24 protein-coding genes and 3 pseudogenes are annotated in these 23,917 nt (G+C 69.5%); 14 read left to right on the forward strand and 13 right to left on the reverse strand.

Going from position 1 to position 23,917, the window contains the following annotated elements; translation table 11 throughout:
* Positions 1-103: 103 nt before the first annotated feature.
* Positions 104-454 carry an RNA polymerase-binding protein RbpA gene (locus MXD62_RS13345; protein WP_112104882.1) on the reverse strand — a complete coding sequence of 117 codons (351 nt, stop codon included), beginning with the start codon at positions 452-454 and terminating at the stop codon, positions 104-106.
* A 142-nt stretch (positions 455-596) separates the two neighbouring features.
* Between MXD62_RS13345 and MXD62_RS13350 the strand changes: the two genes are divergently transcribed.
* From MXD62_RS13350 to MXD62_RS13375, 6 genes and pseudogenes are all read left to right on the forward strand, one after another.
* Positions 597-1,010: a hypothetical protein gene (locus MXD62_RS13350; protein WP_248829591.1), complete on the forward strand. Its 414-nt coding sequence runs from the start codon at positions 597-599 to the stop codon at positions 1,008-1,010.
* 154 nt (positions 1,011-1,164) lie between these two features.
* Positions 1,165-1,599: a peptide-methionine (R)-S-oxide reductase MsrB gene (gene msrB / locus MXD62_RS13355; protein WP_248829592.1), complete on the forward strand. Its 435-nt coding sequence runs from the start codon at positions 1,165-1,167 to the stop codon at positions 1,597-1,599.
* Positions 1,600-1,764: 165 nt separating this feature from the next.
* The gene (locus MXD62_RS13360) at positions 1,765-2,208 is read left to right on the forward strand and encodes a helix-turn-helix transcriptional regulator (protein WP_248829593.1); all 444 of its coding nucleotides are present in this window, start codon (positions 1,765-1,767) and stop codon (positions 2,206-2,208) included.
* Positions 2,209-2,218: 10 nt separating this feature from the next.
* The gene (locus MXD62_RS13365) at positions 2,219-2,629 is read left to right on the forward strand and encodes a VOC family protein (RefSeq protein ID WP_248829594.1); all 411 of its coding nucleotides are present in this window, start codon (positions 2,219-2,221) and stop codon (positions 2,627-2,629) included.
* Between the two features lie 137 nt (positions 2,630-2,766).
* Complete coding sequence (locus MXD62_RS13370) at positions 2,767-5,154, forward strand: excinuclease ABC subunit UvrA (RefSeq protein WP_248829595.1); 2,388 nt, start codon at positions 2,767-2,769, stop codon at positions 5,152-5,154.
* A 651-nt stretch (positions 5,155-5,805) separates the two neighbouring features.
* A pseudogene (locus tag MXD62_RS13375) lies at positions 5,806-7,865 on the forward strand (Tn3 family transposase); the annotation flags it as partial.
* 132 nt (positions 7,866-7,997) lie between these two features.
* On the opposite strand, the gene MXD62_RS13380 reads toward MXD62_RS13375, so the two are convergent.
* Positions 7,998-8,513 (reverse strand): AAA family ATPase, encoded by a 516-nt coding sequence (locus tag MXD62_RS13380; protein WP_248829621.1) that lies wholly within the window; start codon positions 8,511-8,513, stop codon positions 7,998-8,000.
* Here MXD62_RS13380 and MXD62_RS13385 point away from each other — a divergent pair.
* Positions 8,400-9,533: an abortive infection family protein gene (locus MXD62_RS13385; RefSeq protein WP_248829596.1), complete on the forward strand. Its 1,134-nt coding sequence runs from the start codon at positions 8,400-8,402 to the stop codon at positions 9,531-9,533. The two genes, MXD62_RS13380 and MXD62_RS13385, sit on opposite strands and share 114 nt — an antisense overlap.
* Positions 9,534-9,544: 11 nt before the next feature.
* On the opposite strand, the gene MXD62_RS13390 is transcribed toward MXD62_RS13385, so the two are convergent.
* Positions 9,545-9,808, reverse strand: coding sequence for a tyrosine-type recombinase/integrase (locus MXD62_RS13390; protein ID WP_248829597.1), 264 nt, complete (start codon positions 9,806-9,808; stop codon positions 9,545-9,547).
* Between the two features lie 145 nt (positions 9,809-9,953).
* On the opposite strand from MXD62_RS13390, the gene MXD62_RS13395 reads away from it, so the two are divergent.
* Positions 9,954-10,547 (forward strand): PaaI family thioesterase, encoded by a 594-nt coding sequence (locus tag MXD62_RS13395; RefSeq protein WP_248829598.1) that lies wholly within the window; start codon positions 9,954-9,956, stop codon positions 10,545-10,547.
* Here the strand turns inward: MXD62_RS13395 and MXD62_RS13400 are convergent.
* Both MXD62_RS13400 and MXD62_RS13405 read right to left on the reverse strand, forming a co-directional pair.
* A complete protein-coding gene (locus MXD62_RS13400; protein ID WP_248829599.1) occupies positions 10,538-10,687 on the reverse strand; it encodes a hypothetical protein in 150 nt (49 codons plus the stop codon). The two genes, MXD62_RS13395 and MXD62_RS13400, sit on opposite strands and share 10 nt — an antisense overlap.
* Before the next feature lie 140 nt (positions 10,688-10,827).
* The gene (locus tag MXD62_RS13405) at positions 10,828-11,751 is read right to left on the reverse strand and encodes an AraC family transcriptional regulator (protein ID WP_248829600.1); all 924 of its coding nucleotides are present in this window, start codon (positions 11,749-11,751) and stop codon (positions 10,828-10,830) included.
* Between the two features lie 132 nt (positions 11,752-11,883).
* On the opposite strand from MXD62_RS13405, the gene MXD62_RS13410 reads away from it, so the two are divergent.
* From MXD62_RS13410 to MXD62_RS13420, 3 genes are all read left to right on the forward strand, one after another.
* Entirely contained in the window at positions 11,884-13,143 is a 1,260-nt protein-coding gene (locus tag MXD62_RS13410) for an SGNH/GDSL hydrolase family protein (RefSeq protein WP_248829601.1), read from the forward strand.
* A 46-nt stretch (positions 13,144-13,189) separates the two neighbouring features.
* Positions 13,190-14,116, forward strand: a complete 927-nt coding sequence (locus MXD62_RS13415; RefSeq protein ID WP_248829602.1) for an NAD-dependent epimerase/dehydratase family protein — start codon at positions 13,190-13,192, stop codon at positions 14,114-14,116.
* A 124-nt stretch (positions 14,117-14,240) separates the two neighbouring features.
* Positions 14,241-14,558, forward strand: a complete 318-nt coding sequence (locus MXD62_RS13420) for a hypothetical protein (protein WP_248829603.1) — start codon at positions 14,241-14,243, stop codon at positions 14,556-14,558.
* A gap of 70 nt (positions 14,559-14,628) precedes the next feature.
* Here the strand turns inward: MXD62_RS13420 and MXD62_RS13425 are convergent, their stop codons facing one another.
* Complete coding sequence (locus MXD62_RS13425) at positions 14,629-15,072, reverse strand: helix-turn-helix domain-containing protein (protein ID WP_248829604.1); 444 nt, start codon at positions 15,070-15,072, stop codon at positions 14,629-14,631.
* Between the two features lie 123 nt (positions 15,073-15,195).
* On the opposite strand from MXD62_RS13425, the gene MXD62_RS13430 reads away from it, so the two are divergent.
* Entirely contained in the window at positions 15,196-16,113 is a 918-nt protein-coding gene (locus MXD62_RS13430; protein WP_248829605.1) for an NADP-dependent oxidoreductase, read from the forward strand.
* A gap of 409 nt (positions 16,114-16,522) precedes the next feature.
* Positions 16,523-16,923: pseudogene (locus MXD62_RS13435) on the forward strand (GrpB family protein).
* A 191-nt stretch (positions 16,924-17,114) separates the two neighbouring features.
* Here MXD62_RS13435 and MXD62_RS13440 read toward each other — a convergent pair.
* The 3 genes from MXD62_RS13440 to MXD62_RS13450 all read right to left on the reverse strand — a co-directional run bounded on the left by MXD62_RS13440 (position 17,115) and on the right by MXD62_RS13450 (position 20,191).
* Positions 17,115-17,507 carry a hypothetical protein gene (locus tag MXD62_RS13440; protein WP_248829607.1) on the reverse strand — a complete coding sequence of 131 codons (393 nt, stop codon included), beginning with the start codon at positions 17,505-17,507 and terminating at the stop codon, positions 17,115-17,117.
* Positions 17,508-17,831: 324 nt separating this feature from the next.
* Complete coding sequence (locus MXD62_RS13445; RefSeq protein ID WP_248829608.1) at positions 17,832-18,602, reverse strand: hypothetical protein; 771 nt, start codon at positions 18,600-18,602, stop codon at positions 17,832-17,834.
* Positions 18,603-19,273: 671 nt separating this feature from the next.
* Positions 19,274-20,191, reverse strand: a complete 918-nt coding sequence (locus MXD62_RS13450; protein WP_248829609.1) for an NmrA/HSCARG family protein — start codon at positions 20,189-20,191, stop codon at positions 19,274-19,276.
* Between the two features lie 74 nt (positions 20,192-20,265).
* Here MXD62_RS13450 and MXD62_RS13455 point away from each other — a divergent pair, with 74 nt between their 5' ends.
* Positions 20,266-20,856 carry a TetR/AcrR family transcriptional regulator gene (locus MXD62_RS13455; RefSeq protein WP_248829610.1) on the forward strand — a complete coding sequence of 197 codons (591 nt, stop codon included), beginning with the start codon at positions 20,266-20,268 and terminating at the stop codon, positions 20,854-20,856.
* Between the two features lie 278 nt (positions 20,857-21,134).
* Here the strand turns inward: MXD62_RS13455 and MXD62_RS13460 are convergent, their stop codons facing one another.
* The 4 genes and pseudogenes from MXD62_RS13460 to MXD62_RS40690 form a co-directional block, all read right to left on the reverse strand.
* Positions 21,135-21,683, reverse strand: a complete 549-nt coding sequence (locus MXD62_RS13460) for a DinB family protein (protein ID WP_308301251.1) — start codon at positions 21,681-21,683, stop codon at positions 21,135-21,137.
* A 318-nt stretch (positions 21,684-22,001) separates the two neighbouring features.
* Positions 22,002-22,190, reverse strand: coding sequence for a hypothetical protein (locus MXD62_RS13465; RefSeq protein WP_248829612.1), 189 nt, complete (start codon positions 22,188-22,190; stop codon positions 22,002-22,004).
* Between the two features lie 39 nt (positions 22,191-22,229).
* Positions 22,230-23,012 carry a hypothetical protein gene (locus MXD62_RS13470; RefSeq protein WP_248829613.1) on the reverse strand — a complete coding sequence of 261 codons (783 nt, stop codon included), beginning with the start codon at positions 23,010-23,012 and terminating at the stop codon, positions 22,230-22,232.
* A gap of 26 nt (positions 23,013-23,038) precedes the next feature.
* Positions 23,039-23,892 (reverse strand): annotated as a pseudogene (locus tag MXD62_RS40690) (Mu transposase C-terminal domain-containing protein); the annotation flags it as partial.
* Positions 23,893-23,917 lie beyond the last annotated feature (25 nt).

Raw genomic sequence — 23,917 nt, forward strand, 5'->3', positions numbered from 1 at the left:
GTGTGTGGGAGTGCGGGGCTCGCGCCACCCCAACGACCACGTTTCCGACCTACCCGCGCCTCACCGGCACCGCGAACCGGCAGACCCGGGACCGTTCACACCCTCAGGCGGACCGTCTGTCCGCCCCCGTGCCCCGCAGCACCGCCAGCCTCTCGGCCAGCACCTCCTCCAGATCGTCGGTCGTCCGACGTTCCATCAACATGTCCCAGTGCGTACGCGGCGGCTTGCTCTTCTTCGGCTCCGGCCGCTCACCGTCCACGATCACCGACGCCGCCCCACACACGCGACACTCCCACGCCGAAGGCACCTCGGCCTCGGCCGCGAAGGGCATGGTGAACTGGTGACCGTTCGGGCAGTCGTACGACGCTGTCTGCCGCGGGGCAAGCTCCGTGCTGCGGTCAGTCTCGTAGGACACTGCACCGAGACGGCTGCCCCGCAGAATGCGCTCGCCCATATGACTCCTCAGAGCGTCGTGGCGTGTGGACCTCAACCGAGTCCAACGTACGGACAAGCGAAGTCGTTCCCACCCCGGAAGGCTAGGTAACGAGATCGCGATCACACTGTGTGCTCCACCGACTGCAAAGGATACACGGCGCGTGACGAACCGGGCTCCGATCCTGCTGAACGGCCTCACCCGCACCACCGTCGGGCTCACCGCCCTGACCAGGCCCGTCCGAATCATCCGCGCCACCGGCGTCGACCGCGTCACCGCCGAGAAGATCGCCTGGCTCGCCCGCCTCGCCGGCATCCGCGACCTCGCCCTGGGCGCCGGACTCCTCCACGCCCAGCTCACCGGCGCACCCACCCGCGGATGGCTGTTCACCGGCCTGCTCGCCGACGCCGCCGACGCCGCGGTCTTCACCCACGCCACCACCCGCCGCCAGCTCCCACCCGCCGCCGGCACCGCCATGGCCGCCGCCGCCGCGGGGGGAGTCGCCCTCGCCGCCACCACCCTCACCCGCCACCACCCCACAAACACCCGAACCGGCACCGCGGCACCAGCCGCATGACAGAACAAACCGGCCGCCCGCCGCGTTGACCACCACGGGACCACCACACAGCACACAGACAGGAACACCCGGCCCGCACACAACACCACACCCGCCGGCCAGCCGAAACCGGGACACCCACCCGCCGGCCACCCCACGCCAGGAAGGACATCCCATGACCGACCAGCCGACCACAGACACCGACACCGACGAGAAGGTCGTCCGCAGCGACACCGAATGGCGCCAGCTCCTCGACCCCCAGCGCTACGCCATCCTGCGCCAGGCCGCCACCGAAGCCCCCTTCAGCGGCGCCTACACCTACGACAAGACCAGCGGCACCTACCGCTGCGGCGCCTGCGCCGCCCCCCTGTTCACCTCCGACACCAAATACGACTCCGGCTCCGGATGGCCCAGCTTCTACCAGCCCGTCACCGCCGACGCCGTCACCCTCATCACCGACCGCAGCCACGGCATGACCCGCACCGAGGTCCGCTGCGCCCGCTGCGACTCCCACCTCGGCCACGTCTTCGACGACGGCCCCGCCCCCACCGGCCAGCGGTACTGCATGAACAGCCTCGCCCTCGACCTCGACAACACCGACGCCAGCTGAAACACCACGCCAGCTGACCAACCCGACCAGGCCGGCCACACCCCATCCCGCACCGGCTGCCGGACACCACCCCGGCAGCCCGCAACCCCACACAAACCACGAACCACACCCACCACACCGGACCTGGCACTGGCACCCCCACCCCGACATGGCACCATCCCGCAGGTGAGCAGCAGTCCCGCCGCGACACAGCGCCTCCGAGACCTCGCCCGCCTCCGCCGCGTCCGCGACCGCATCGACCGCGAGTACGCCCAGCCCCTCGACGTCGAGGCGCTCGCCCGCAGCGCACACATGTCCGCCGGACACCTCAGCCGCGAGTTCCGCCTCGCCTACGGCGAATCGCCCTACGCCTACCTGATGACCCGGCGCATCGAACGCGCGATGGCCCTGCTACGCCGCGGCGACCTCACCGTCACCGAAGTCTGCTTCGCCGTCGGCTGCTCCTCCCTGGGCACCTTCAGCAGCCGCTTCACCGAACTCGTCGGCATGCCCCCCAGCGCCTACCGCCGCCACGCCGCCGCGGCCACCGCCGGCATGCCCTCCTGCATCGCCAAACAGATCACCAGACCGGTCAGGAATCGAGAAGCGCGCTCACCCAGCCGCACCTAGCGTGACCGCCATGGACATCACCATCCACACCAGCTTCCTCCCGCACGACGACCCCGACGCCTCCCTGGCCTTCTACCGCGACACCCTCGGCTTCGAAGTCCGCAACGACGTCGGCTACAACGGCATGCGCTGGATCACCGTCGGACCCCCCAACCAGCCCGGCACCTGCATCGTCCTCGAACCACCCACCGCCTACCCCGGCATCACCGACGACGAGCACCGCACCATCACCGAGATGATGGCCAAGGGCAACTACGCCCACGTCATCCTCGCCACCGCCGACCTCGACGACACCTTCACCAAGATCCAGGCCCGCGGCGCCGAAGTCGTCCAGGAACCCACCGAACAGCCCTACGGCGTCCGCGACTGCGCCTTCCGCGACCCCGCCGGCAACCTCGTCCGGATCAACGAACACCGCTGAACCAGGAACACCGCTGAACCAGCCGGCGAACCCGGCCAGGACCCGACACCCGGACAGCCGCCACGCGGCAACCCCCGCGCCCGACACCGGTGGCGACCTGGTGGTCGCCACCGGCTGGCCAGCACGATGGAGACACCATGAGCAACGCCACGAGGACGGACCCGCAGTCGCCCGCCCCCCACCCCGCCGACAGCCACGACCTCATCCGCGTCCACGGCGCCCGCGTGAACAACCTCAAAGACCTCAGCGTCGAACTCCCCAAACGCCGACTCACCGTGTTCACCGGCGTCTCCGGCTCAGGCAAAAGCTCCCTGGTCTTCGGCACCATCGCCGCGGAATCCCAGCGACTGATCAACGAAACCTACAGCGCCTTCGTCCAAGGCTTCATGCCCACCCTCGCACGACCCGAAGTCGACGTCCTCGACGGACTCACCACCGCGATCATCGTCGACCAGCAGCGGCTCGGCGCCGACCCCCGCTCCACCGTCGGCACCGCCACCGACGCCAACGCCATGCTGCGCATCCTGTTCAGCCGGCTGGGACGTCCACACATCGGCTCACCCAACGCCTTCTCCTTCAACGTCCCCACCGTCCGGGCAAGCGGCGCGATCACCACCGAACGCGGAACCAGCAAAACCGAACGAAAGACCTTCACCCGCACCGGCGGCATGTGCCCCCGCTGCGAAGGCCGCGGCGCCGTCTCCGGCTTCGACCTCACCGCCCTCTACGACGACAGCAAATCCCTCAACGAAGGCGCCCTCACCATCCCCGGCTACAGCGCCGACGGCTGGTACGGCCGCATCTTCGGCGGCTCCGGCTTCCTCGACCCCGACAAACCCATCCGCCGATACACCAAGACCGAACTCCACGACCTGCTCTACAAAGAACCCACCAAAATCAAGGTCGACAACGTCAACCTCACCTACGAAGGCCTCATCCCGAAAATCCAGAAATCGATCCTGTCCAAAGACCGCGAAGCGATGCAGCCACACATCCGCGCCTTCGTCGACCGGGCCGTCACCTTCACCACCTGCCCCGACTGCGACGGCACCCGGCTCAGCGAAGCCGCCCGCTCCTCCCGCATCGCCGGCACCAACATCGCCGACGCCTGCGCCATGCAGATCAGCGACCTCGCCCACTGGGTCCGCGACCTCGACGAACCATCCGTCGCACCCCTGCTCACCGCGCTGCACCACACCCTCGACTCCTTCGTCGAGATCGGCCTGGGCTACCTCTCCCTCGACCGGCCCTCCGGCACCCTCTCCGGCGGCGAGGCACAGCGCGTCAAAATGATCCGCCACCTCGGCTCCTCGCTCACCGACACCACCTACGTCTTCGACGAACCCACCGTCGGCCTGCACCCCCACGACATCCAGCGCATGAACAACCTGCTGCTACGACTGCGGGACAAGGGCAACACAGTGCTCGTCGTCGAACACAAGCCGGAAACAATCGCCATCGCCGACCACGTCGTCGACCTCGGACCCGGCGCCGGCACCGCCGGCGGCACCGTCTGCTACGAAGGCACCCTCGCCGGGCTACGAACCAGCGGCACCCTCACCGGCCGCCACCTCGACGACCGCGCCACCCTCAAACCGACCGTGCGCACCCCCACCGGCCAGCTCCCGATCCGCGGCGCGACCACCCATAACCTGCACGACGTCAACGTCGACATCCCCCTCGGCGTACTCGTCGTCGTCACCGGCGTCGCCGGCTCCGGCAAAAGCTCCCTCATCCACGGATCGATCCCCGCCGGCGCGGACGTCGTCTCGATCGACCAGACCGCCATCCGCGGCTCACGACGCAGCAACCCCGCCACCTACACCGGACTGCTCGACCCGATCCGCAAGGCATTCGCGAAAGCCAACGGTGTCAAGCCCGCACTGTTCAGCGCCAACTCCGAAGGCGCCTGCCCCACCTGCAACGGTGCCGGCGTCATCTACACCGACCTGGCGATGATGGCCGGCGTCGCCAGCACCTGCGAAGAATGCGACGGAAAACGGTTCGAAGCCTCCGTGCTCAACCACCACCTCGGCAGCCGCGACATCAGCGAAGTCCTCGCCATGTCCGTCACCGACGCCCAGGAGTTCTTCGGCACCGGCGAGGCACGCACACCCGCCGCACACGCCATCCTCAACCGGCTCGCCGACGTCGGACTCGGCTACCTCACCATCGGCCAGCCACTCACCACCCTCTCCGGCGGCGAACGGCAACGACTCAGACTCGCCACCCACATGGCCGACAGGGGCGGCACCTACATCCTCGACGAACCCACCACCGGCCTGCACCTCGCCGACGTCGAACAACTCCTCGGCCTGCTCGACCGGCTCGTCGACTCCGGCAAGTCCGTCATCGTCATCGAACACCACCAGGCCGTCATGGCCCACGCCGACTGGATCATCGACCTCGGCCCCGGCGCCGGCCACGACGGCGGCCGGATCGTCTTCGAAGGCACACCCGCCGACCTCGCCGCCGCCCGCTCCACCCTCACCGGCGAACACCTCGCCGCCTACATCGGCACCTGACCAAACACCGCCCAGCAGGCGGGGCCCCGGCGGCACGTGGAGGTCGAACGGGGCCGAACACCCCTCCCTAAACCGCGCCGATAATGCACATTATGTTAAGCAGGCCCACGCCCGACCGGGAGGACCGATCATGGCCGTGGACGAAGGCCGCGGCGGCCTTCGTCCACGCGCGAGGCGGCCCCGGAGGGACACGGCGAAGGCGATCATAGCGACACTCGAAGCCCGTTTCATGATCGATAACCCCTCTCAATCGAAGGTTTTTCGTTGAAGAGGAAGGTTTTTGATCAATTGTGCATTTGGTTGTTTTCTTGATCGTTTGTGCAGGGCCCGCGCGTCAACACTGTTGACTATCTTGAGAGTCTGGTGGGACGTGGAGCGAACCGGTGGCGATCGTGGCCTACTGCAACGCCACCTCCTCGGCCCGGCTGGCGGCGCTGTACCCGCAGGCCGTGCTCGTCGTGGTCGTGGTCGTCTGCGTCACCAGTGGCGCCGCGGAGCCGGGCCGCCTCTCCCCCACCCGGCCGCGACGGCCCGGCGGGGCCGGCATCGCCCAGCCTGTGGCCCGGTCTCCCGCAGGCCGCCGGCCTGCTGTTCTTCGCCTTCGCCGGCTATGCGCGCATCGCGACGCTCAGCTTCGACGAGGGTGTCGGCTGGCTGCGCCGGCAGCGGGTGCTGCTGCCGGGGATCACGGTGCTGACCCGGCTGGTCAACACCGTCCGCGAGGCGGCGGCGGGCAGGATGCACGCCACGCTTGCTGAGGCGGTCGCCGCGGCTGATCCGATGCTGCCGGGCGTGCTGGTTGGTGCGTTGACGGTGCCGCCGGGCGGGCGGGTGTCGCGGTTGGAGGAGTGGCGGCGCGCGCCGACCCGGGCGTCGGGATCGGCGCTGGTCAAGGCGTTGGACCGGGCGGCTGATCTGGCCGGGCTCGGGGTACGGCGGGTGGACTGCTCGGTGGTGCCGGCGAACCGGCTGGCCTCGCTGGCCCGGTACGGGCTGGCGAGCAAGGCGCCGAGCCTGGCGGAGCTGGCCGAGCCGCGGCGGACCGCGACACTGCTGGCGGTGGCGCGGCATCTGGACGCGGTCGTGGTCGACGACGCGCTGGATCTGTTCGCGTTGCTGATGGCCACGAAGCTGATCAACCCGTCGCGGCAGGCGTCGAACGCCGAACGGCTGGGCTGGCTGCCCCGCCTGGAGCAGGCATCGCGGGTGCTGGCGCTGGCCGGCCGCGCCCGGGTGGACGTTCTCGACGCGGCAGCGACCCGCGGCCGGAATGTGGACGTCGCGGCGGCCTGGGCGGCGGTGGAGGCGGTGGCGCCGCGGGAGCGGGTCGCCCGGCGCGATCGCCGTCGTCGAGGAGCTCGTGCCGGACGACGACGGCTCGGCGGACGCGGCGATGCGGGTCGCGCTCGCCGAGCGGTACCGCACGGTCCGCCCGTTCCTGCCGCTGCTGGGCGAGTCATCGCTGGCCGCCGCCGCGGCAGGCCAGCCGGTGCTGGAGGCGGTGCGCGCGCTGCCAGGCCTCGCGGCCCGGCGGGTCAAGGCCAAGCCGCTGACGGCGCAGGAGATCGACGGCGACCTGGTGCCGCCGATGTGGCGACGTGCGGTCTACGCCAACCCGGACCTGCCCGACGGGGCGATCGACCGCGACGCCTATGTGATCTGCGTGCTGGAGCAGCTGCACCGGGCGCTGCGGGTCCGCGACGTCTACGCCGTGCCGTCCCACCGGTGGGGCGACCCGCGGGCCCGGTTGTTGGCCGGGACGGCGACAGCCGCATGCGGCTCGCGGTCGAACGCCTCGAAGCGCTGGAGATTCCAGCGAGCCTGGAGGCGCTGCGTGCGCGGACGGCGGCGATGCTGCCCCGCGTCGACCTGCCCGAGCTGCTGCTGGAAGTCCACTCCTGGACCGGGTTCCTCGACGCCTACGTCCACGTCTCCGGAGCGGCCGCGCGGATACGGGACCTCCCGCTCTCGGCCTCGGCGCTGCTGGTCGCCGAGGCCTGCAACGTGGGCCTGACCCCGGTGATGAATCCGAACGACGAGGCGCTCACCCGCGGGCGGCTCTCGCACGTGGACCAGAACTACCTGCGGGCCGAGACCCACACGGCGGCGAACGCCGCCCTCATCGATGCGCAGAGCCGGATCCCGATCGTCGCGGTGTGGGGCGGCGGTTTGCTCGCCTCCGTCGACGGGCTGCGGTTCGTCGTCCCGGTCCGCACCCTCAACGCGGGGCCGTCACCGAAGTACTTCGGCTACAAGCGGGGCCTGACCTGGCTGAACGCGGTCAACGACCAGGTCGCCGGATCGGCGCGAAGGTCGTGCCCGGCACGCCCCGCGACAGCCTGCACATCCTCGACGTGCTGCTCAACCTCGACGCCGGCCCGAAACCCGAGGTCGTCGCGACCGACGAGGCGTCCTACTCCGACCTGGTCTTCGGCGTGTTCCGGCTGCTGGGCTACCGGTTCTCCCCGCGGATCGCCGACATTGGCGACACCCGCTGCTGGCGGGCCACCTGGCCCGGCGACCCCGCCGGCGACTACGGGCCGCTGAACGCGATCGCCCGCAACAAGGTCAACCTGCGCCGGATCCTCGACCACTGGGCCGACCTGCTGCGCGTCGCAGGCTCCCTGGTCACCGGGCAGGTCCGCGCCTACGACGTGCTGCGGATGCTCGGCCGCGACGGCCACCCCACCCCGCTGGGGCAGGCCTTCGCCCTCCCCACCGCCCCAAGGAATCGGTCTGCGGCCCTTGCGCAGCCCCGAGGATGAGCCCGACGAGGAGACAGGTCCATGAGCCAGCAGCAGGAACCGTCCGGCTTCGCCGCGGTGACTGGTCGGTGACAGCCATTAGCTGTCGGTGCAGGTAGGCCAGTACTCGGCCGCCCACTGCGCCCAGTCCAGCCAGCCGGGCGGTGGGCCAGGGATCTCGCCGCCGTCGAGCTCGGCGGCGTCCGGTACCTGGAACTGCTCACGCCATCGGTCCACGTCGGCGGCGCTCATCGGGAACGTCTGGTGCGGTGCCGTGGCCTGGCGGTGTGCGATCCGGGCGAGCTGGGTGTCGGTGTCCACGGGAAGGTAGACCACCTGGCTGGCGGCCCCAGCCGACCGTGCCAGCCAGCGCAGCGCCGAGCGTTCGTCGCGGCCCCACAGCCCGTAGTCGAGCATGACGCTGGCCCCCAGCCGCAGCGCCTGCAGGGCGATCGCGAGAAGCCGCCCCCCGAGGGCCGCGCCATGTTCGGCATGCTCTCCGTGCTCGCCGAGTACCAGCGCGAGCTCATCGTCGCCAACACCCGCGACGGCCTCGCCGCCGCCCGTGCCCGCGGCCGCGCCGGCGGCCGCCGACCCCGCCTCACCACCGACCAGGCCGCGCTCGCCCAGCAGCTCTACGACGCCGGCCAGCACACCGTCAGCAAGATCGCCGACATGTTCGGCGTCCCCCCGCTCCACCGTCTACGGGCACCTCGACCCCGCCAGCATCGGCAAGCGACCGGCCATCGCTGGCGCGACACGAGACGGTGCGGCGTGAGCGCAGACTTGGTAAGTCGGCAGACCCGCAACCTGTTCCGGAGCCTCATGACCGACAGCACGTACGGGGAGATCGACAGGGCGTTCCAGGACGAGGGCTTCGCCCCGAGCACCACCTGCACCTACGAGGACAGCAGCGTGCGGCGCACCCGGACCCAGGAGTACCTCGAAGCCGTCGACTGGACAGACCCCCACCACGTCATCCGGGTGCTCCGCGTCTTTGAGTGGCTGCTCCACGGCTTCGAAGCCCCCTACACGGACAGGTTCCTCAACTCCCTGTGCCGCGACGGGTACCTCATCGACAAGGACACCGGCCACATCACCCCCGCGGGCCCCCGCTTGACCGTCGACTCGCTCGCGAACCTCAAAGACCCCTCGGCGATCCGGGAGCACCTCGACCGCATCCAACGAGCGGTTATCGACGACCCAGCCCAGGCCATCGGCAGCGCGAAGGAACTCGTCGAGAGCACCGCCAAAGTCGTTCTGACCGAACTCGGACGGCCTATCAACGAAAAGGCGAAACTGCCCGCACTCGCGCGGGAAGCGCAGGAAGCACTCGGACTACACCCGTCCTCGCTTGTCCCAGGGCCCGATAGCAGCGACCCCGTCAAGAAGATCCTCGGCTCGGTCTCCGGCATCGTCGACGGCCTCGCGGAACTACGCAACAAGGGCTACGGGACCGGCCACGGCCCGCACCGGCCTCCGAGCCCGTCACGCCCACCTCGCCGTCAACGCATCTCTTACCTGGTGACAGCTCGTCCTCGACACCCTCGCCGACCCCGAAGCTCCCTGACGCAAGTCCCCTTGATCATCGCTAGCGCCAACGACGGTACGGATCCTCCTCGACCCCCGAGGTAGGGAGGGTGGGGTCAGTAGTCGACGGTGACGCGGTCGAGGGCGGCTTGGAGGTCGTTCTCGGTGGGCAGGGTGTAGATCCGGGCGGTGTCGGTGCGGGCGTGGCCGAGGAGTTCGGCAACGATGACGAGGTCGGCGCCGTCGCGGACGAGGTTGGTGGCGAAGGTATGCCGCAGGACGTGGGCGGTGGTCTTCTCGTCGGGGCCGGCTGCGGCGGCGATGGTGGTGTGGGCGCCGGCGGTGGACAGCCGGCCGCCCTGCTGGTTGAGGAACAGCACGGACCCGGGTCCCGGGCCTCGTACCGGGCATCAAGGGTTCGACTTCGCCCCGTTGATCTTGATGTTGGGTCGCACATCCCGAAAGTGTTTTTGGGAGTCTGGGACGGTGACCGAACCCCTCATGACTTCCCCCGATGTTCCGCCCGTGTCCGCGCAAGATGACACCGAGGACGTTGAGCTGCCCGGTGGCCCGGACTTCGGCCGTTTCGTGGACAACCTGCGTCACCTGCTCGACGTCGTCGCCGGTGTTCGGCCGCCGTCCGAGGTGGTGACACAGGTCGCCGATCAGTTCGCGCAGATCAGCGCGCAGTTGGCACCGTTCACCGTCCCGGAGTCCGCGAGGCCGACCGGGCTCCGTCTGGACCTCCCCGGCCGCGGTCAGACGATGGCACCCGCCCTGATCTGGGATGTCCGCGACAGCGAGCGGGCCTCGGGCCGGGTGACGTTCGGACGGCACTATCTCACCGTGAACGGGGCGGTCCACGGCGGCGCCCTACCACTGGCGTTCGACGAGGCGCTGGCCATGCTGGCCAACATGGGGCGGCCCTTCGCCCGGTCGGTGTACCTGAACGTCACCTTCCGCTCGCTGACCCGTGTCGACGTGCCGCTGCGCCTGGACGCGACGGTCGACCGCGTCGAGGGCCGCAAACTCTTTCTCACCGGTCGCCTGTTCGACGGCGACACGTTGTGCGCCGACGCCGAAAGCCTGTTCATCCAGCTCAGACCAGCTCAGCCCTGAGCGACCAGCGGACAGGCGGCGGAACAGTTCCATGCCGGCCCGGGCCAGTCCGGGCTCGAGTGCGTGAAGAACCGGAAGAGCTCCTCCCGGCCGATCTCCGGGAACTTCCGCAGCGCCTCCAGCTCCTGGTCCGCGAACACCCGCGTAGCCCCAGCAACCTCCCGCTGGAGCCCCCAAGGTCCCAGCTCGGGAACCTATCGAGCCATATCCGCCCGATTTTCGGCGGATGCCACGGCGACCCCCAAACGCTCACCTCAGTCGTGCACGCGAGTTCGGACATTCACCAGTTCGTCTGCCGCTGTCGCCGGTAGCGGCCCGGGGGGATGCCGTACTCTCGTTTGAACGCCTTGGCGAATGCGTACTCCGAGCCGTAGCCGCTGCGTTCGGCGACGGTCGGGAGCAGGGCGTCGGTTCCGCGCAGCAGCCGGGCCGCGGTCGTCATCCGCCACCAGGTGAGGTACGCCAGGGGTGGTTGGCCGACGACGGTGGTGAACCGCTTGGCGAAGGCGGCGCGCGACACGCCGGCCCGGGTCGCCAGTTCTTCGACGGTCCAGGAGTGTTCGGGGCGTTGGTGGATGTGGTGCAGCGCGGTGGCGATGGCCGGGTCGGTGAGGGCGGCGGCCCAGCCGGTGGCGGTGTGGCCGGACTGCTCGTTGACCCAGGCCCGCAGGACGTACAGCAGCAGCATGTCGACGAGCGGGGCCAGGATCGCCTCGGTGCCGACGCGCGGGCACTGCAGTTCGTCGCCGATGAGGTCGACGGTGGCGCGGAGTGCGGAGTGGTGCCCGGCCCGGGCGGGCAGGTGGACCGTCGGCGGCAGGTTGGCCAGGAGCGGATGCGTGCGGATGTCATCGAAGCTGTAGCAGACGCAGAGCATTTCCGTGGCGGCGCCCGGTCCGGGGATGTTGAGCTCGGTGATGAGGGATGCGTCGTCGCGGGCGGGGCGGAAGTCGATGAGCGGGCTGCCGGGCCGGTCCGCCAGCACATGCCCGTGCCCCGGGGCGGTGAACAGCACGTCGCCGACGCCGAGCGTCAACGGCGCGCCGTGCGGGGGGATCAGATGGCACGTGCCCTGGAGAACGACGTGGCAGCAGGCCGAGTTGTTGGCCGGGAACTGCACCCCCCACGGTGCCCAGCACTTGGTGCGCCCTGCATACGGCCGCCCCACGCGCATGGCTGCGAGCACATCGCCGAGTACGTCCATGTCGCTACCCTAGTGCAGCTTGATCAGACGCTCAGACAATAAATGCAGACGGCAGGATATTCAGCGTCCAGTTCCGGAGCTCTACGGTGAGTGACTACCGATGAGTCACCCACCGTTTCCGGAGGAGGACCTGTGTCTGCCCTGCCCCACCGACAGTCCGGCTCGGCCACCATGACGGCCGACGCAAGCCACGCCACGGCTTCATTCGCCGCCCCGGCCACCAGCAGTTGGACGGCGGCCTGGACCACCTCGCCGCAGCGTCCGGGGGCCGGCTTTGCCCCGAACTGGTCCGAGTGGGGTTTTGCGCACCAGACCGTCCGCCAGGTGGTCCGGCTCAGCGTTGGCGGCGACACCGTCCGGGTCCGACTGTCGAACGCCTACGGGACCGCTCCGCTCACGATCGCCGGAGCCACGATCGCCCTCAGTACGGGCGGCGCCGCCGTCCGGGCGGACAGTCTGCGCCACCTCACCGTCCACGGCACGCAGACGTTCACCGTCCCGGCCGGTGCCGAATACGCCAGCGACCCAGTGCCCTTCAAGACGGCGGGCCTGGAACCGGTGACCGTCAGCCTGTACCTGGCCGCGCCGACCGGACCGGCGACGTACCACGCCCAGGCCATGGCGACCAGCTACCGCTGCGCCGGGGACCAGCGGGCTGAGGCCGACGGCACGGTGTTCACCGAGACCTCACAGTCCTGGTACTACCTGAGCGGGCTGGACGTGACCGGCGGCCCGGCGCGCCCTCCCGGCATCGTCCTGTTCGGCGACTCCCTCACCGACGGTACGGGAAGCAGCCCGGACGCCAACCGCCGTTTCCCGGACGCACTCGCCGAACGGCTGGCCGCGGCGGGTCGGCCGCGCGCCGTGCTGAACCAGGGCATCGGCGGCAACCGGGTGACGGTCGACTCCGGATGGCTCGGTGTCAGCGCGACGTCCCGGTTCCGGCGTGATGTCCTTGGCCAGCCGGGCGTGGGGACGGTTGTCATCCTGCTCGGCATCAACGACATCGGCATCAGCGAGGTGGCCGAGGCCTCCCCGTTCCCGGTCTTCGCGCCGTACACCGATGTCTCCGCCGACGAGATCATCGCCGGGTATCGCGACATGATCCAACAGGGCCGCGCCGCCGGCCTGCGAGTTGTCGGAGCCACCGTGATGCCCGCCAAACCGTCGGCGTTCTCCACCACACGCAGCGAGGCCAAACGCACTGCCATCAACACCTGGATCCGCACCTCGGGCGAGTACGACGCCGTCCTCGACCTCGACCGCGCGCTGGTCTCCTCCTCCGCCCCGGACAGGCTCAAACCAGCCTTCGACTCCGGTGACCACCTCCACCTCAACGACACCGGATACCGGGCCATGGCCGACGCCGTCGACCTCGCCGCCCTCGGCTGAGCACCACATAAACCGCTTTCGCCCGTCACCTATCAAAGGGATCTCGATGCCACTCCACGTCGTTGTCGGCACCAGCGCCTCCGGAATCGCCACCGCGCGCCTGCTCGCCGAGTCCGGTGACCGCGTCCGCATACTCAGCCGACGCGGCGGTGGGCCCGAGCATCCGCTGATCGAGCGGATCGCCGCAGACGCCCGCGACGCCGACCGCCTGACCACGCTGACCGACGGTGGCACGACCCTGTTCAACTGCGCCACACCGGCCTACAACATGCTGCCGGTGGAGACGCCGGCGCTGGCCACCGCACTGCTCAGCGCGGCCGAGCGCACCGGCGCCGGGTACATCAACCTGAGCAACACCTACGGGTATGGACCCGCTGACGCACCCCTGACCGAGGACCGTCCCATGGCGCCGACCACCATCAAGGGACGGGTCCGGGCGCAGATGTGGGAGGACGCCCTCACCGCCCACCGCGAGGGCCGGATCCGATTCGCCGAGGTGCGGCCCGGCGACTTCATCGGACCTGGCCAACTGTCGGTGTTCAATCTGCTGATCGCACCGTCGGTGCTGGCCGGCAAGACCGTCGCCGTTCCGGCGGACCTGGACGCACCGCACAGCTGGGCCTACCCCGGCGATGTCGCACGCACGCTCGTCACCCTCAGCCGGGACGAGCGGGCGTGGGGGAGGGCCTGGCATGTGCCTCCCATCTCCGACGTCTCGGTACGCCAGGTGGCCACGCGGTTCGCCGAACTGACCGGTGCGCCCGCACCGCACCTGGTCAGCATGTCGCCGCTGGACCTGCACAACGCTGGCCTGGCCGATCCGATCGTCGCGCAGATGTGGGAAATGCAGTACCAGTACCAGCGGCCCTGCCTCCTGGACGCCTCCCTGACCGCGCAGACCTTCGACCTCATTCCTACCCCGCTCGACGAGGTTCTCCTGGAAACCGCCCAGGCGTTCACCAGCAGCACCTAGGGCGAGATGTGCCCGCATCCTCTGAGGCGTTCGTCCGCCGGCTGGCGTCGTGGGTGGCGCCGGGCGGCATGCTCCTCGTCGTCGGCCATCAGATGACGTCGTCGACGAGCCTGTTCCGGTCACGGTGCACGTCGGCGTGTGGTTCCGGCTGCTGCGCACCCTGCTGGAAGAGCTCACCATCGCGCCCTCGCAGGTCGACACCCGCTCCCACGCCTTACTCGAGCGCGTCTGGCAGGCCACCGGGCGTCCCGGGCGCGCGGGCCTGAACGTGTGGCGCCCGTACGAACAGCTCGCCTGGGTGCTCCAGGAAGCGATGCTGCACGCCGCTGCGGTCACGCTGCGCCTGGTCGCCGACCGGCGCATCACCCCGCGGGGAACCATCGTGGGGCACGATCCGTCGGACCGTCAGCCCGAGCCAGGGGCCGGCAAGACCGGCCCGTGAGACGCCGATGGCCTGGTGAGGGTCCAGGAGGGGTTGAGGCGACGGCCTCCGCTGCGCTGATGGTCAGCGTTCAGGCGACGCGAGTGTCATACTCCTCTCGATTGGCGAGCACCTCGCCCATGTGCGCCTCGGCCCAATCCTTGATGCCGTGCACCACGTGGTGGAGCGAGAGACCCAGGTCGGTCAGCTCGTATGTGACGGTGACCGGCACGGTCGCCGTCACGGTGCGGGTGACAAGGCCGTCGCGCTCGAGGGAGCGCAGCGTCTGGGTGAGCATCTTCTGGCTGACCCCGGCCAGCCGGCGGGCCAACTCCGAGTAGCGCATCGCTCGCGGCTCGCCGACACGGTTGCTGCCAGGGGCGTGCGGGCCGTCGCTGCCGAGAGCCGCCAGGACCAGCGTCACCCACTTGTCGGAGATCCTGTCGAGTAGCTGGCGGCTGGGGCAGCGTGCCAGGAACGCGTCGTAGTCCGCCTGCGCCTGTGCGCGCTTCTGGGCTGCCGTCAGTGTTGGCATCGACTGTTCCTTCCTACCGGGCGGTGCCCTACGCACTCTGAGGTGCGTACTTCCTAGTGGAGAGTTACCCACCAATAGTGATGTGGGATGACCGCCGAACACAAGCCCACAGGGAGCGAACCCATGAGCATGTCCACCTTCCGCACCGCCGTCGTGCGCACCCCGGGCGGACCCGGCTCGATCGAGATCATTGACGTTCCCGTTGCCGAGCCCGGGCCCGGCGAGGTCCGGGTCGAGATCGCCGCTGCGCCGGTCAACCCCGTCGACATCGGGGTCGCGGGTGGCTTCTTCCACACCATGGGGCTGATCAATCAGCCGGAGCGTACCGGCCTGGGTTGGGACTTCGCCGGCATCGTCGTAGCCACCGGCCGCGGCGTGGATCTGGCCGTCGGTACCCGGGTCGCCGGTCTGGTGGTTGGGTTCGACCGCGACTTCGGCACCTACGCCGAGCAGCTCGTCGTGCCGGCCGCCGACCTCGCCGTCGTGCCCGACGGGCTGGACCTGGTCGCGGCGGCGACGGTGCCGCTCAATGGGCTGGCTGCGGCGCAGATCGTCGACCTGCTCGGCGACGCGCCCACCGGCGGTAACCGGCTGCTGGTGATCGGGGCGGCCGGCGCGGCCGGGGGGTACGTCGCCTCGCTCGCGCAGGACCGCGGCTGGCGGGTGACCGGCCTGGCCCGAGCCGAGGACGAGGAGTTCGTCCGCAGCCTCGGCGCCGGCTTCACCACGCGAGCCGAGTCGGGCTGGGACGCGGTCGCCGACGGTGCTGCACTGCAGGAGCAGGGTCTCGCCTTGGTCCGTGACGGCGGGGCGTTCGTCGGCGTCCGGCCGAACGCCGTGCCGGCCACGGAGCGCGGGATCACCGTAGCCGCCGTGGTAACGCACCCCGACGGCCCGCGATTGGGCGACCTGCTCGCCCGCACCGCGTCAGGCGAACTACCGGCCCGAGTGCACACGGTCGTGCCGCTGGACCAGGTCGCCGACGCCCACCGGGCCATGGCGAAGGGCGGGGTGCGCGGTCGCTACGTCCTCCAGCCCTGACCAGCAACATCCAGTACGCTGTCCCTCGCTGCCCTCGGCGTCGTCGTGGGATTCTCCGTCTCCCGGCAGCATGCCGCTGGGATGCTATCCATGGCTTTCCGACCATCACTATGGGCGACCTGCGACGCCGTGGCATCGGCTTCACTTTGTTACAAGAGAACGACACCACCGACCCGCCACGGCCATTCGGGATCACCGCAGGTCAGGCACATCCGCCCGATTTTCGGCGGACACTACGGCGACCCCCAACCTCGACAGCCTGCAGCCTGACCGGACACCATCAGCCCTCCTGGTCGTCCCCGGGACGACCAGGAGCGGGCACCGCCTGGAACCCGGACCGATCTCGACCCTCCTGGCTCCGTGGCTGGCCGTCACGGTCGAACACATCGGGTCCACCTCCATCGCCGGCATGCCTGCCAAGCCCGTCGTCGACGTTCTCGCCCCCGTGCGGTCGCTCGATGAGGCGCGGGCCGCGGTGCCGGTGCTGGAAGCCGACGGCTGGCTGTTCTGGCCGGATGACCCGTGCCGGCACTACCAGCTGTGGTTCCTACGTCCGCGACCCGACGCCCGCACCCACCATCTGCACGTGGCCGAGCACGGCCACCCCACGCCACAGCGCTGCCGGCGTTCCGGGATGCGCTGCGCGCCGACCCCAGCCTGCGCGACGACTACGCGGACCTCAAGAGGCGCCTCGCCGGTGAGCATCGGGACAACCGCAACGCCTACACCAACGCCAGGAGCGACTTCGTCGAACAGGTCCTGCGCAGCGCGGGCATACAGCCGCTGCCACGCGACCTCCTGCCCGAGTAGAACCCGCCCCGCCAGTCCCAGTGCCAGCACCTAACTGTTAGTAACGGTCAAGGGCTGTGATCTGGCGAATACAGGCCACTTGAACACGCGACTCTGCCAGTCTCGACCCCCGACCAGGCCACACCGGCGGTCACACAGAACGGAACACCGGGGCTGAAACCAGGTGTTCACCGGTCGACAAAACCGGGTCCCTACTCCTTGATAAGGAGCCACGGGTCGAAGGTGGCGCGGGTGCCGTCCATCGTGAGAACCAGCGAGTACTGCTGGTAACCGGTCGTTCCGCGGGCCTCGACCCGGCCCTCCCAGTAGTCGCCGTCCGGCGTGCTGACCAGCTTCGGCACGCAGGTGCCGTCGTTGATGATCTGGCCGGTGAACTCGGCGATCTGCACGTCGTTCGACGGCGACACGGGCACGACGTTCCAGGCGACGAGCTGCCCGTCACGACAGGCGGTGCTCAGCCCCTCCTGGCCCTCGCCGCTGGAGCCGAAGTGCTTGTTCGTGTCGACGAGGTAGACATTGTCGCCCAGCGAGCCGGCGAGCGCACCCTCGACATCGACGACAACGAGAATATTGACCGTCTTCACGGTTCCTCCGCGCAGTGTGGGAATGTGAACGGAACGACGCTCGCGCGATAATGATGAATCTTTTGTTTCGCGCCCTTGTTCCTTCCAGAGGGAAGGGTAGCACGATGGTGCCAGACGTCGAAGGAAGTTCTCCGTATCGGGGCGACCGGCGTACGGGAACGGCCCCACGGCATTCGAGGGCCGGTAACAGGATGTAAAGCGGCGGGGTGAGGGAACCGGGACTCGTGAAAGTCGCGCCGCGCGCCGATGCTGGTCAGCGGATATTGACGAGCCGGAAGGTGAAGCCTTCGACGGGATCCCGGGGCCCCTCGACGGCCCCCTCCCTCACCCTCGGTCACGCCCGGCGGCCGAGGCGAAGTGACCGGACATGCAAGAGGTAGGGCGCGGCCGGGTGAGGCGGTGGCGTTCGGCCTGGTAGGCGGCCCAGGCCCGTTCACCCTGGTCTGTGGAGCGCCATGGGGTGCCGGTGCGCTCGCAGAACTCCCGGAAATCCAGATCCGGTTCGGCCATCCGCCGGCGGTGCTCGGCCCGCGGGTCGTCACCGACCGCGGCGGCCTGCAGATCGTCGACGCGGCGGGCGCGGGCGAACTCCTCCACGTCGTAGGCCACGCGGCGCAGAATCGCCGCGACCCGGGGCAGCCCGACCACGACCATGCAGGTGTCGGGCCAGTCGCCCTCCGGGCGGATGCTGGCCGCCGGCGGATACGACTCGCCGTCCAGGTGATCGAGCCAGTCGGCGCAGCGACGGATCCAGCCGACCTCGTCGTCGAGCCGGTCGGCGACCTGCTCCCGGCCGGACAGCTCCTCGTCGTCGCTGCCGGCCGGGTCTTCCGGCGCGGGCCAGCCGGCGGCCCGCAACCCGCCGAGCTCGGCGGCCAGAGCGTCCACGTCGGTGCCGGTGGTCAGCTGATGCACCCGGGTCGCCGACAGCCCCGCCGCCTGCGCGACCTTGCGTACCGACACCCCCGCGGCGCGGGCGGACGCCAACGCCCAGGCGCGTTCCCGCTCGGCCTGCTCCAACCGCCACGCCGCGCGACGCACCCGGGCCAGGACCCGCCGCTCCCGACGGAACCGCGCCCACCAGTCATCCCGCACCCGCGCAGCCTCACACGCCCCTGTTCAGGGAACTGAACGCCATACCGCTGTTCCCTGCCCCGTTCCTCCCCGGACCCCGTCCTGCAGAGCGTCGACGATCTGCTGCTGCCGGCGGCGCCGGTCCGCAGGATCTGGTTGATGTGGGTGGTCACGGGGCTCCTTGGGGCTGTGGGGCCAGTCTGGCGGGGGTAGCGGGTGTGAGCCTGCCGCGCTCGCGCACGGTGACCCCCGCCCCGCCCGTCCCCGTCGACATCATCGGTCTCTGACAGGGGAGCCTGGACAGCCATCGGAAGGGGATACGACCCCGCTGAGCTGGGCGTTTATCTGCCGACTCCCCCTCCGTCTTCGTCGGAACCCGTAACGGAGCCCGTAACGGCGCCGGGGATTTGATCGTTTACCTGCATGGGTGGAGGGGGTCTCTCGCCGGCGAGCCGGATCCCGCCTGTAGGAATCGGATGAGGATGGCCACTCCGAGCAGGTAGGTCACGGTAGTTGGCCAGCGCAGGCGCGCCGACCGCTGTCGTTGTTGGCCAGGGCTGGGGGTGGGGCGCGCCGCACTCGTCGGAGCCCCTCGTGGTCCGCCGACGCCGCCGGACCATCTGCCAGGCCGACCCGGCACCGTGCGAAACCAGTTCGGCAGCCCGCAGGGTGAGCCTGTGTAGGTCACGCCCTTACGTTCGGTCGGCTGGTTGGAGGTAGGCGCTGATTTGTTGCGCCCCATTGCCTGTCTCGAGCCAGGTGGGGAAGTCGAGTAGTCCCGGGTACTGTTCGCGCAGAGCGCGGATGTCGGCGCGTGGGGGCTTCAGGCTGTAGAGGCGTTCGAGCGACGCCGCGCGGTCGGGATCGGCTTGACGGATCTCCTCGATCGGTATCTGGCTGTAGCCCACGGTCCGGTCGAGGGCGTTGGAGATCGCGGCGGCGATCTGGGGCACGGTGAGCTCGTCGCCGGCGAGCTCGAATGCCTCGCCGACGAATCGGTCGGGGTCGGCGAAGGCGAGTGCGGTGAACACGCCGATGTCGCGGACCGCGATGAGTTGTTCGACGACGTCCGGTGGCGCCGGGGTCCTGATCGTTCCGTCGGGTTGCAGGCCGCGTCCGGGGCCGGCGTAGTTCTCCATGAACCCGACCGGCCGGATGATCGTGCTCGGTAGTCCGGACTCGACCAGCTCCGCCTCGAGCGTCCGCTTGGGGGCATGCAGTGGGCTGAGACCCAGGTTGGCGCCTAGCGCGGAGGAGTAGACGAGGTGCTTGATTCCCGCGGCGATCGCGGCACCGAGCACGGCGCGCCCCCGGGTCAGCTCACTGTCCGGTCCTAGATCGGGGGTGATCTCGGGCGACATGAACCCCGGCTGGTAGAGGAACAGGCCGTAGACGTCGTCGAGTGCCGCCTTGATCGAACCGAGGTCGTCGAAGTCGCCGGCCACGATCTCAGCGCCGGCCTCGGCCAGGTGTGCGGCTGCCGGACCCTCGGGGTGGCGCACGAGGGCGCGCACGGGCCACCCCCGCTCTAGCAATGCTCTGCTCACGGCCTGTCCTTGGCGGCCGGCCGCGGCGGTGATCAGGATCCGGCCGTGGCGAGGTGTGATCATGCGGTGGCTTCCTCGGGAGGACGGTAGAATCGGGTTGGTAAACCCGCTTCTACGATACGGAATCGTGAACCCGCTTGTCGACTACCTCAAGCAGTCCCTCGGGCCAGCCGCGGTTGCGTGCCGACGCGGCCCGCAACCGCGCACGGGTCCTCGCGGCCGCCGAGGAGCTGTTCGCCGAACAGGGGGCGGACGCCCAGCTCCTTGACATCGCCAGGCGCGCTGGGGTCGGTGCGGGGACCGTGTACAGGCACTTCCCGACCAAGGAGGCACTGTTCGCCGAGGTCGCGGCGGCTCGTCTGAACGATCTTCTCGACGAGGCCGTGGCGCTGGCGGCCGGCCGCGACCCCGGTGAGGCATTCCTCGCGTTCTGGGTGCGCGCGACCCAGCAGGCTTGTCGCAACGCGGCGATCTGTGAGGCCTTCACCTCGAGCACGGGCCAGGAACTGCGTGTCCCCGTCGAGATCCGGGAGCGTTTTCTGCGAACCTTCGCGGACATGCTCTCGGCCGCGCAGAGAGTCGGCGCGATCCGCGCCGACGTCGATGCCGAAGACGGGGTCGCCCTGCTGTCCGCAGCAGTGCTCGCGGACCAGCGCCGTGCGGACAGCGCACAGCCCGGCCGGCTGGCACGGATCATCGCGAACGCCATGCGCCCTGAACCCTCGTAATCACGCCCCGTGATCTGATGCGGGCGAAACCCCGACGTGTACCGGCGAGCCGCTGTACCTCGGCGCCCACCGAGCCACTGTCCGTTCCCGAGGATCATGTCTGGCGATCAAGTCTTGACCTGGGGTTGGACGGCTTCGGATGGGAATACGCGGGGGCCGGTCGGTGTGTCGTGTGGGCCGGGCGGTGGGCGTGTCGAGTTAGTCCCGATAATCATGTCTGGGCTTGTGGTTCTGACCAGGCGTGAGACAGGTGTTCTGGGACGCCAGCGACCTGATTCTCACGGTAGTTGGCCTTTTCGAGGCAGGTCGGTGGTCAGGTCGCGGTCCGGGTATCCTGTCCAAGCCAAAGCGGTGATTTGTTCCCGGAGAATGTCACCATGGCCGGCGTGACGGGCGAAATCCTCGATCAGGAGCAGGTAGACAAACCGCAGGCTGACATCGCCAGCGCGGGGGTGCGCCTTGGTGTCGTCGAGCTCGAAGTCAGCGGCGATCACGCGGGAACGCTCGCTGGCACGCTCAAACTCGGCGATCACGTCGGCCAGCGTTTCGCCGTCGGCGACAACGAAACTGCCGTCGTCACCGGTGGCGTAGCCGTCGCATGCGGACTCGTCCAGGCCGAGCAGGGTGCGTTGGAACCAGATGCGCTCGGCGGTGGCGGCGTGTTTGATCAGCCCGATCGGTGTGGTCAGTGAGACGACCAGGCGCCGCCGTGCGTCGGTCTCGGATAGCCCTCGCGCGGTGTCGATGAGCGCTTGCCGGTTGCGGTCAAGCAAGCTCTCCAACATGAGACGTTCGGGTCCAGTGGTCATTCGGGGCCATATGAACATCAATTGTCCAGCTTTCTGGGTTGAAAGGACATTGACGGATCAGACCATGGGCGCGTACTCGAGCAGCATGAGGGTCGATCGGACAGGGCTCGTCTCGATTGCCAAGGAGAACACCGATGACATCGGCGCCGGAGGCCCGCCGGGGATGTAGGCGCTGCAAACGCTTCTCGGCCCTTGTCAGAGGGTCCTCGGGGAATGCCGTGTCCAGGGCCGAGGACGAGCCGGATCGGTCACAAGGATAACATCCAAGCTATGCGCGTGTCACGTGACTTGTGTCGATCTGTTCCGGCGCGTTATGGGCCGAGGGTATCCCGAAGCTCAGGAGCCTTCCTCGACATCAAGATCGGTTCGGGCTGCTCGGAGTTGACCGTGGACGTGTGCGAGCGCGTCGCGGAGTTGCTGGTTCTCGATGCGTAACGCATCCAGAGCAACGCGGATAAGCCGCCCCTCCAGCACGTCCCGCTTGCCGTCCGCGACCACTTCGACCAGAAGCCGTTCGGCCGCCAAGATCCACCGAATCCGCCAACTAACCCGGACGCTCTGAGGTCAAATCGTCCACGTCAAGATGACGGACTTCAGGTCGATGGCCCTCCGGCTCGTCATCTTCGCCTGAACGGGACACGGGATACCGAGGCGGCGGCCAGCTTCGGCGGGTAGGAGGTCGCTCTCCTGCCAGTGTGCGGAAGCGAACAGGCTGGCGAGGGTGACGCTCTCGGGATAGGCAACGAGCTCGACGCGTGCGTGGGAGGGCCTGTAGGGATCGCCGAACGGGTCGGTGGGTAGGGCCGCGAGGCGGCGGTCCCAGCGGTGACGGAGCTCGGGTGGGCCGTCTGTCTGGAAATACCATCCGCTGGTCAGCTGCGCGGCCTGCAGGTAATCGGTGTCGTGGCCTCGCGGGATACGGCGGTGTCGCTTGTTGGCCTGGAGCACTTCGGGGAGCGCGGTGAGGCCGAGCTGCTCGCCGGTGTTCAGCCAGCGCCGGTGTGTGGGGCAGACACATTCGTGGTCGGCGGTGCGGCGCAGGACGACTCCGTGGGCCCCGCGGCGGGCCGCGCAGAGGCGGCAGGCCAGGCGGACGGGCCGGTTGGGGATGTTGGCGCGTGGATGGCTGGGGGCGTTGGTGCCGACGGTGCGTAGCGCGGGCAGCGCGTGTTGGAGAGTGAGGACGTTCCTGCCTGTCAGGGCCGCGAGTCGGGGCAGCGCTTCGGGCGGCCAGCCGTCGGTGGTGCGGTTGTCGTCGGCGAGGCGGTGCAGGAACGAGCCGATGGTCTCGCCGGACATCGGCGGCGGTGTGATCGGCAGGGCTCGGACCCGGGCCGTCAGGTTCATGGAGGTGGCATCGGCGTGGAGGTCGCCGCCGCGCGGGTTCGTGCCGCGACCCGCCGGTCGGGGCCTGTCATGGCGCGGGTCAGTAGGTTCTCGACGGCCGCGGCGACGGCCCGCTCGTCGGTGTCGTCCTGGCCGCGGGCGGCCAGCAGCGCGCGGGCGTGCCGCCAGGTGAAGTCCGCGAACAGCGCCGACACCGACCCCAGCCGGGTCCACGGAACGGTGATCCAACCGCCCGCCCGGGAGTCGCGGACCCAGACATGGGAGAGGTCGTAGGGATCATGGTGGACCTCCCAGAGACCACCGCGCAGCTCGACGCCTGACGGCTGGCGCCGGTAGGGGCCCAGCTCCGGGCAGTCGTAGGTGCGGTAGTCGATCCGGATCCCATAGTCGTTGATCTTCCGCCATTCCACCGGCAGCAGCTCGACGTAGTCGTCACCGTCCAGGCAGACCGGCAGATAGCCGCACCGGGCCCCACCAGCAGCGCGTAGGTCTCGTTCGGGGACAGCGCCCGCTCGGGCAGGAACGGGGTGCGCAGCCCGTCATGGGGTCGGGTCTGCCAGCAGGCGATGATCCACTCGGCGAACAGGTCGTCGAGCTCGGGCAGGGTCCAGACGGCCTCGACACCGGCGCCCCGCTCGGTAACGTTCGACCCGACATAGCCAGCGACGTGCTGGCAGAACAGTGTGTTGATCGAGGAGAAGGTCCGCTCGACAACGCCCTTGTCGGTCGGGGTCGCCGGCCGCGCTGGCTGCACCGAGACGCCCAGCGTCCGACACGCCGTCAGGAACGTCTCGGAGACGAACACCCTGCCGTGATCGATCACGATCGTCTCCGGGACGATCACCGGTTTCGCCGCGGCGTACTCAAGGCGCGCGTCGATGACGCGCTGGGCGCATCCGAGGACG

This window comes from Frankia sp. Mgl5 (assembly GCF_023242985.1).
Classification (GTDB): Bacteria; Actinomycetota; Actinomycetes; order Frankiales; family Frankiaceae; genus Parafrankia; species Parafrankia soli.

Coding starts and splice junctions, on each gene's coding strand:
- MXD62_RS13405 (WP_248829600.1), bottom strand. CDS start 11,751: ATGGACGTACTCGGCGATGTGCTCGCAGCCATGCGCGTGGGGCGGCCG.
- MXD62_RS13460 (WP_308301251.1), bottom strand. CDS start 21,683: ATGTTCATATGGCCCCGAATGACCACTGGACCCGAACGTCTCATGTTG.
- MXD62_RS13370 (WP_248829595.1), top strand. CDS start 2,767: ATGAGCAACGCCACGAGGACGGACCCGCAGTCGCCCGCCCCCCACCCC.
- MXD62_RS13365 (WP_248829594.1), top strand. CDS start 2,219: ATGGACATCACCATCCACACCAGCTTCCTCCCGCACGACGACCCCGAC.
- MXD62_RS13415 (WP_248829602.1), top strand. CDS start 13,190: ATGCCACTCCACGTCGTTGTCGGCACCAGCGCCTCCGGAATCGCCACC.
- MXD62_RS13345 (WP_112104882.1), bottom strand. CDS start 454: ATGGGCGAGCGCATTCTGCGGGGCAGCCGTCTCGGTGCAGTGTCCTAC.
- MXD62_RS13470 (WP_248829613.1), bottom strand. CDS start 23,012: ATGAACCTGACGGCCCGGGTCCGAGCCCTGCCGATCACACCGCCGCCG.
- MXD62_RS13450 (WP_248829609.1), bottom strand. CDS start 20,191: ATGATCACACCTCGCCACGGCCGGATCCTGATCACCGCCGCGGCCGGC.
- MXD62_RS13430 (WP_248829605.1), top strand. CDS start 15,196: ATGAGCATGTCCACCTTCCGCACCGCCGTCGTGCGCACCCCGGGCGGA.
- MXD62_RS13425 (WP_248829604.1), bottom strand. CDS start 15,072: ATGCCAACACTGACGGCAGCCCAGAAGCGCGCACAGGCGCAGGCGGAC.
- msrB (WP_248829592.1), top strand. CDS start 1,165: ATGACCGACCAGCCGACCACAGACACCGACACCGACGAGAAGGTCGTC.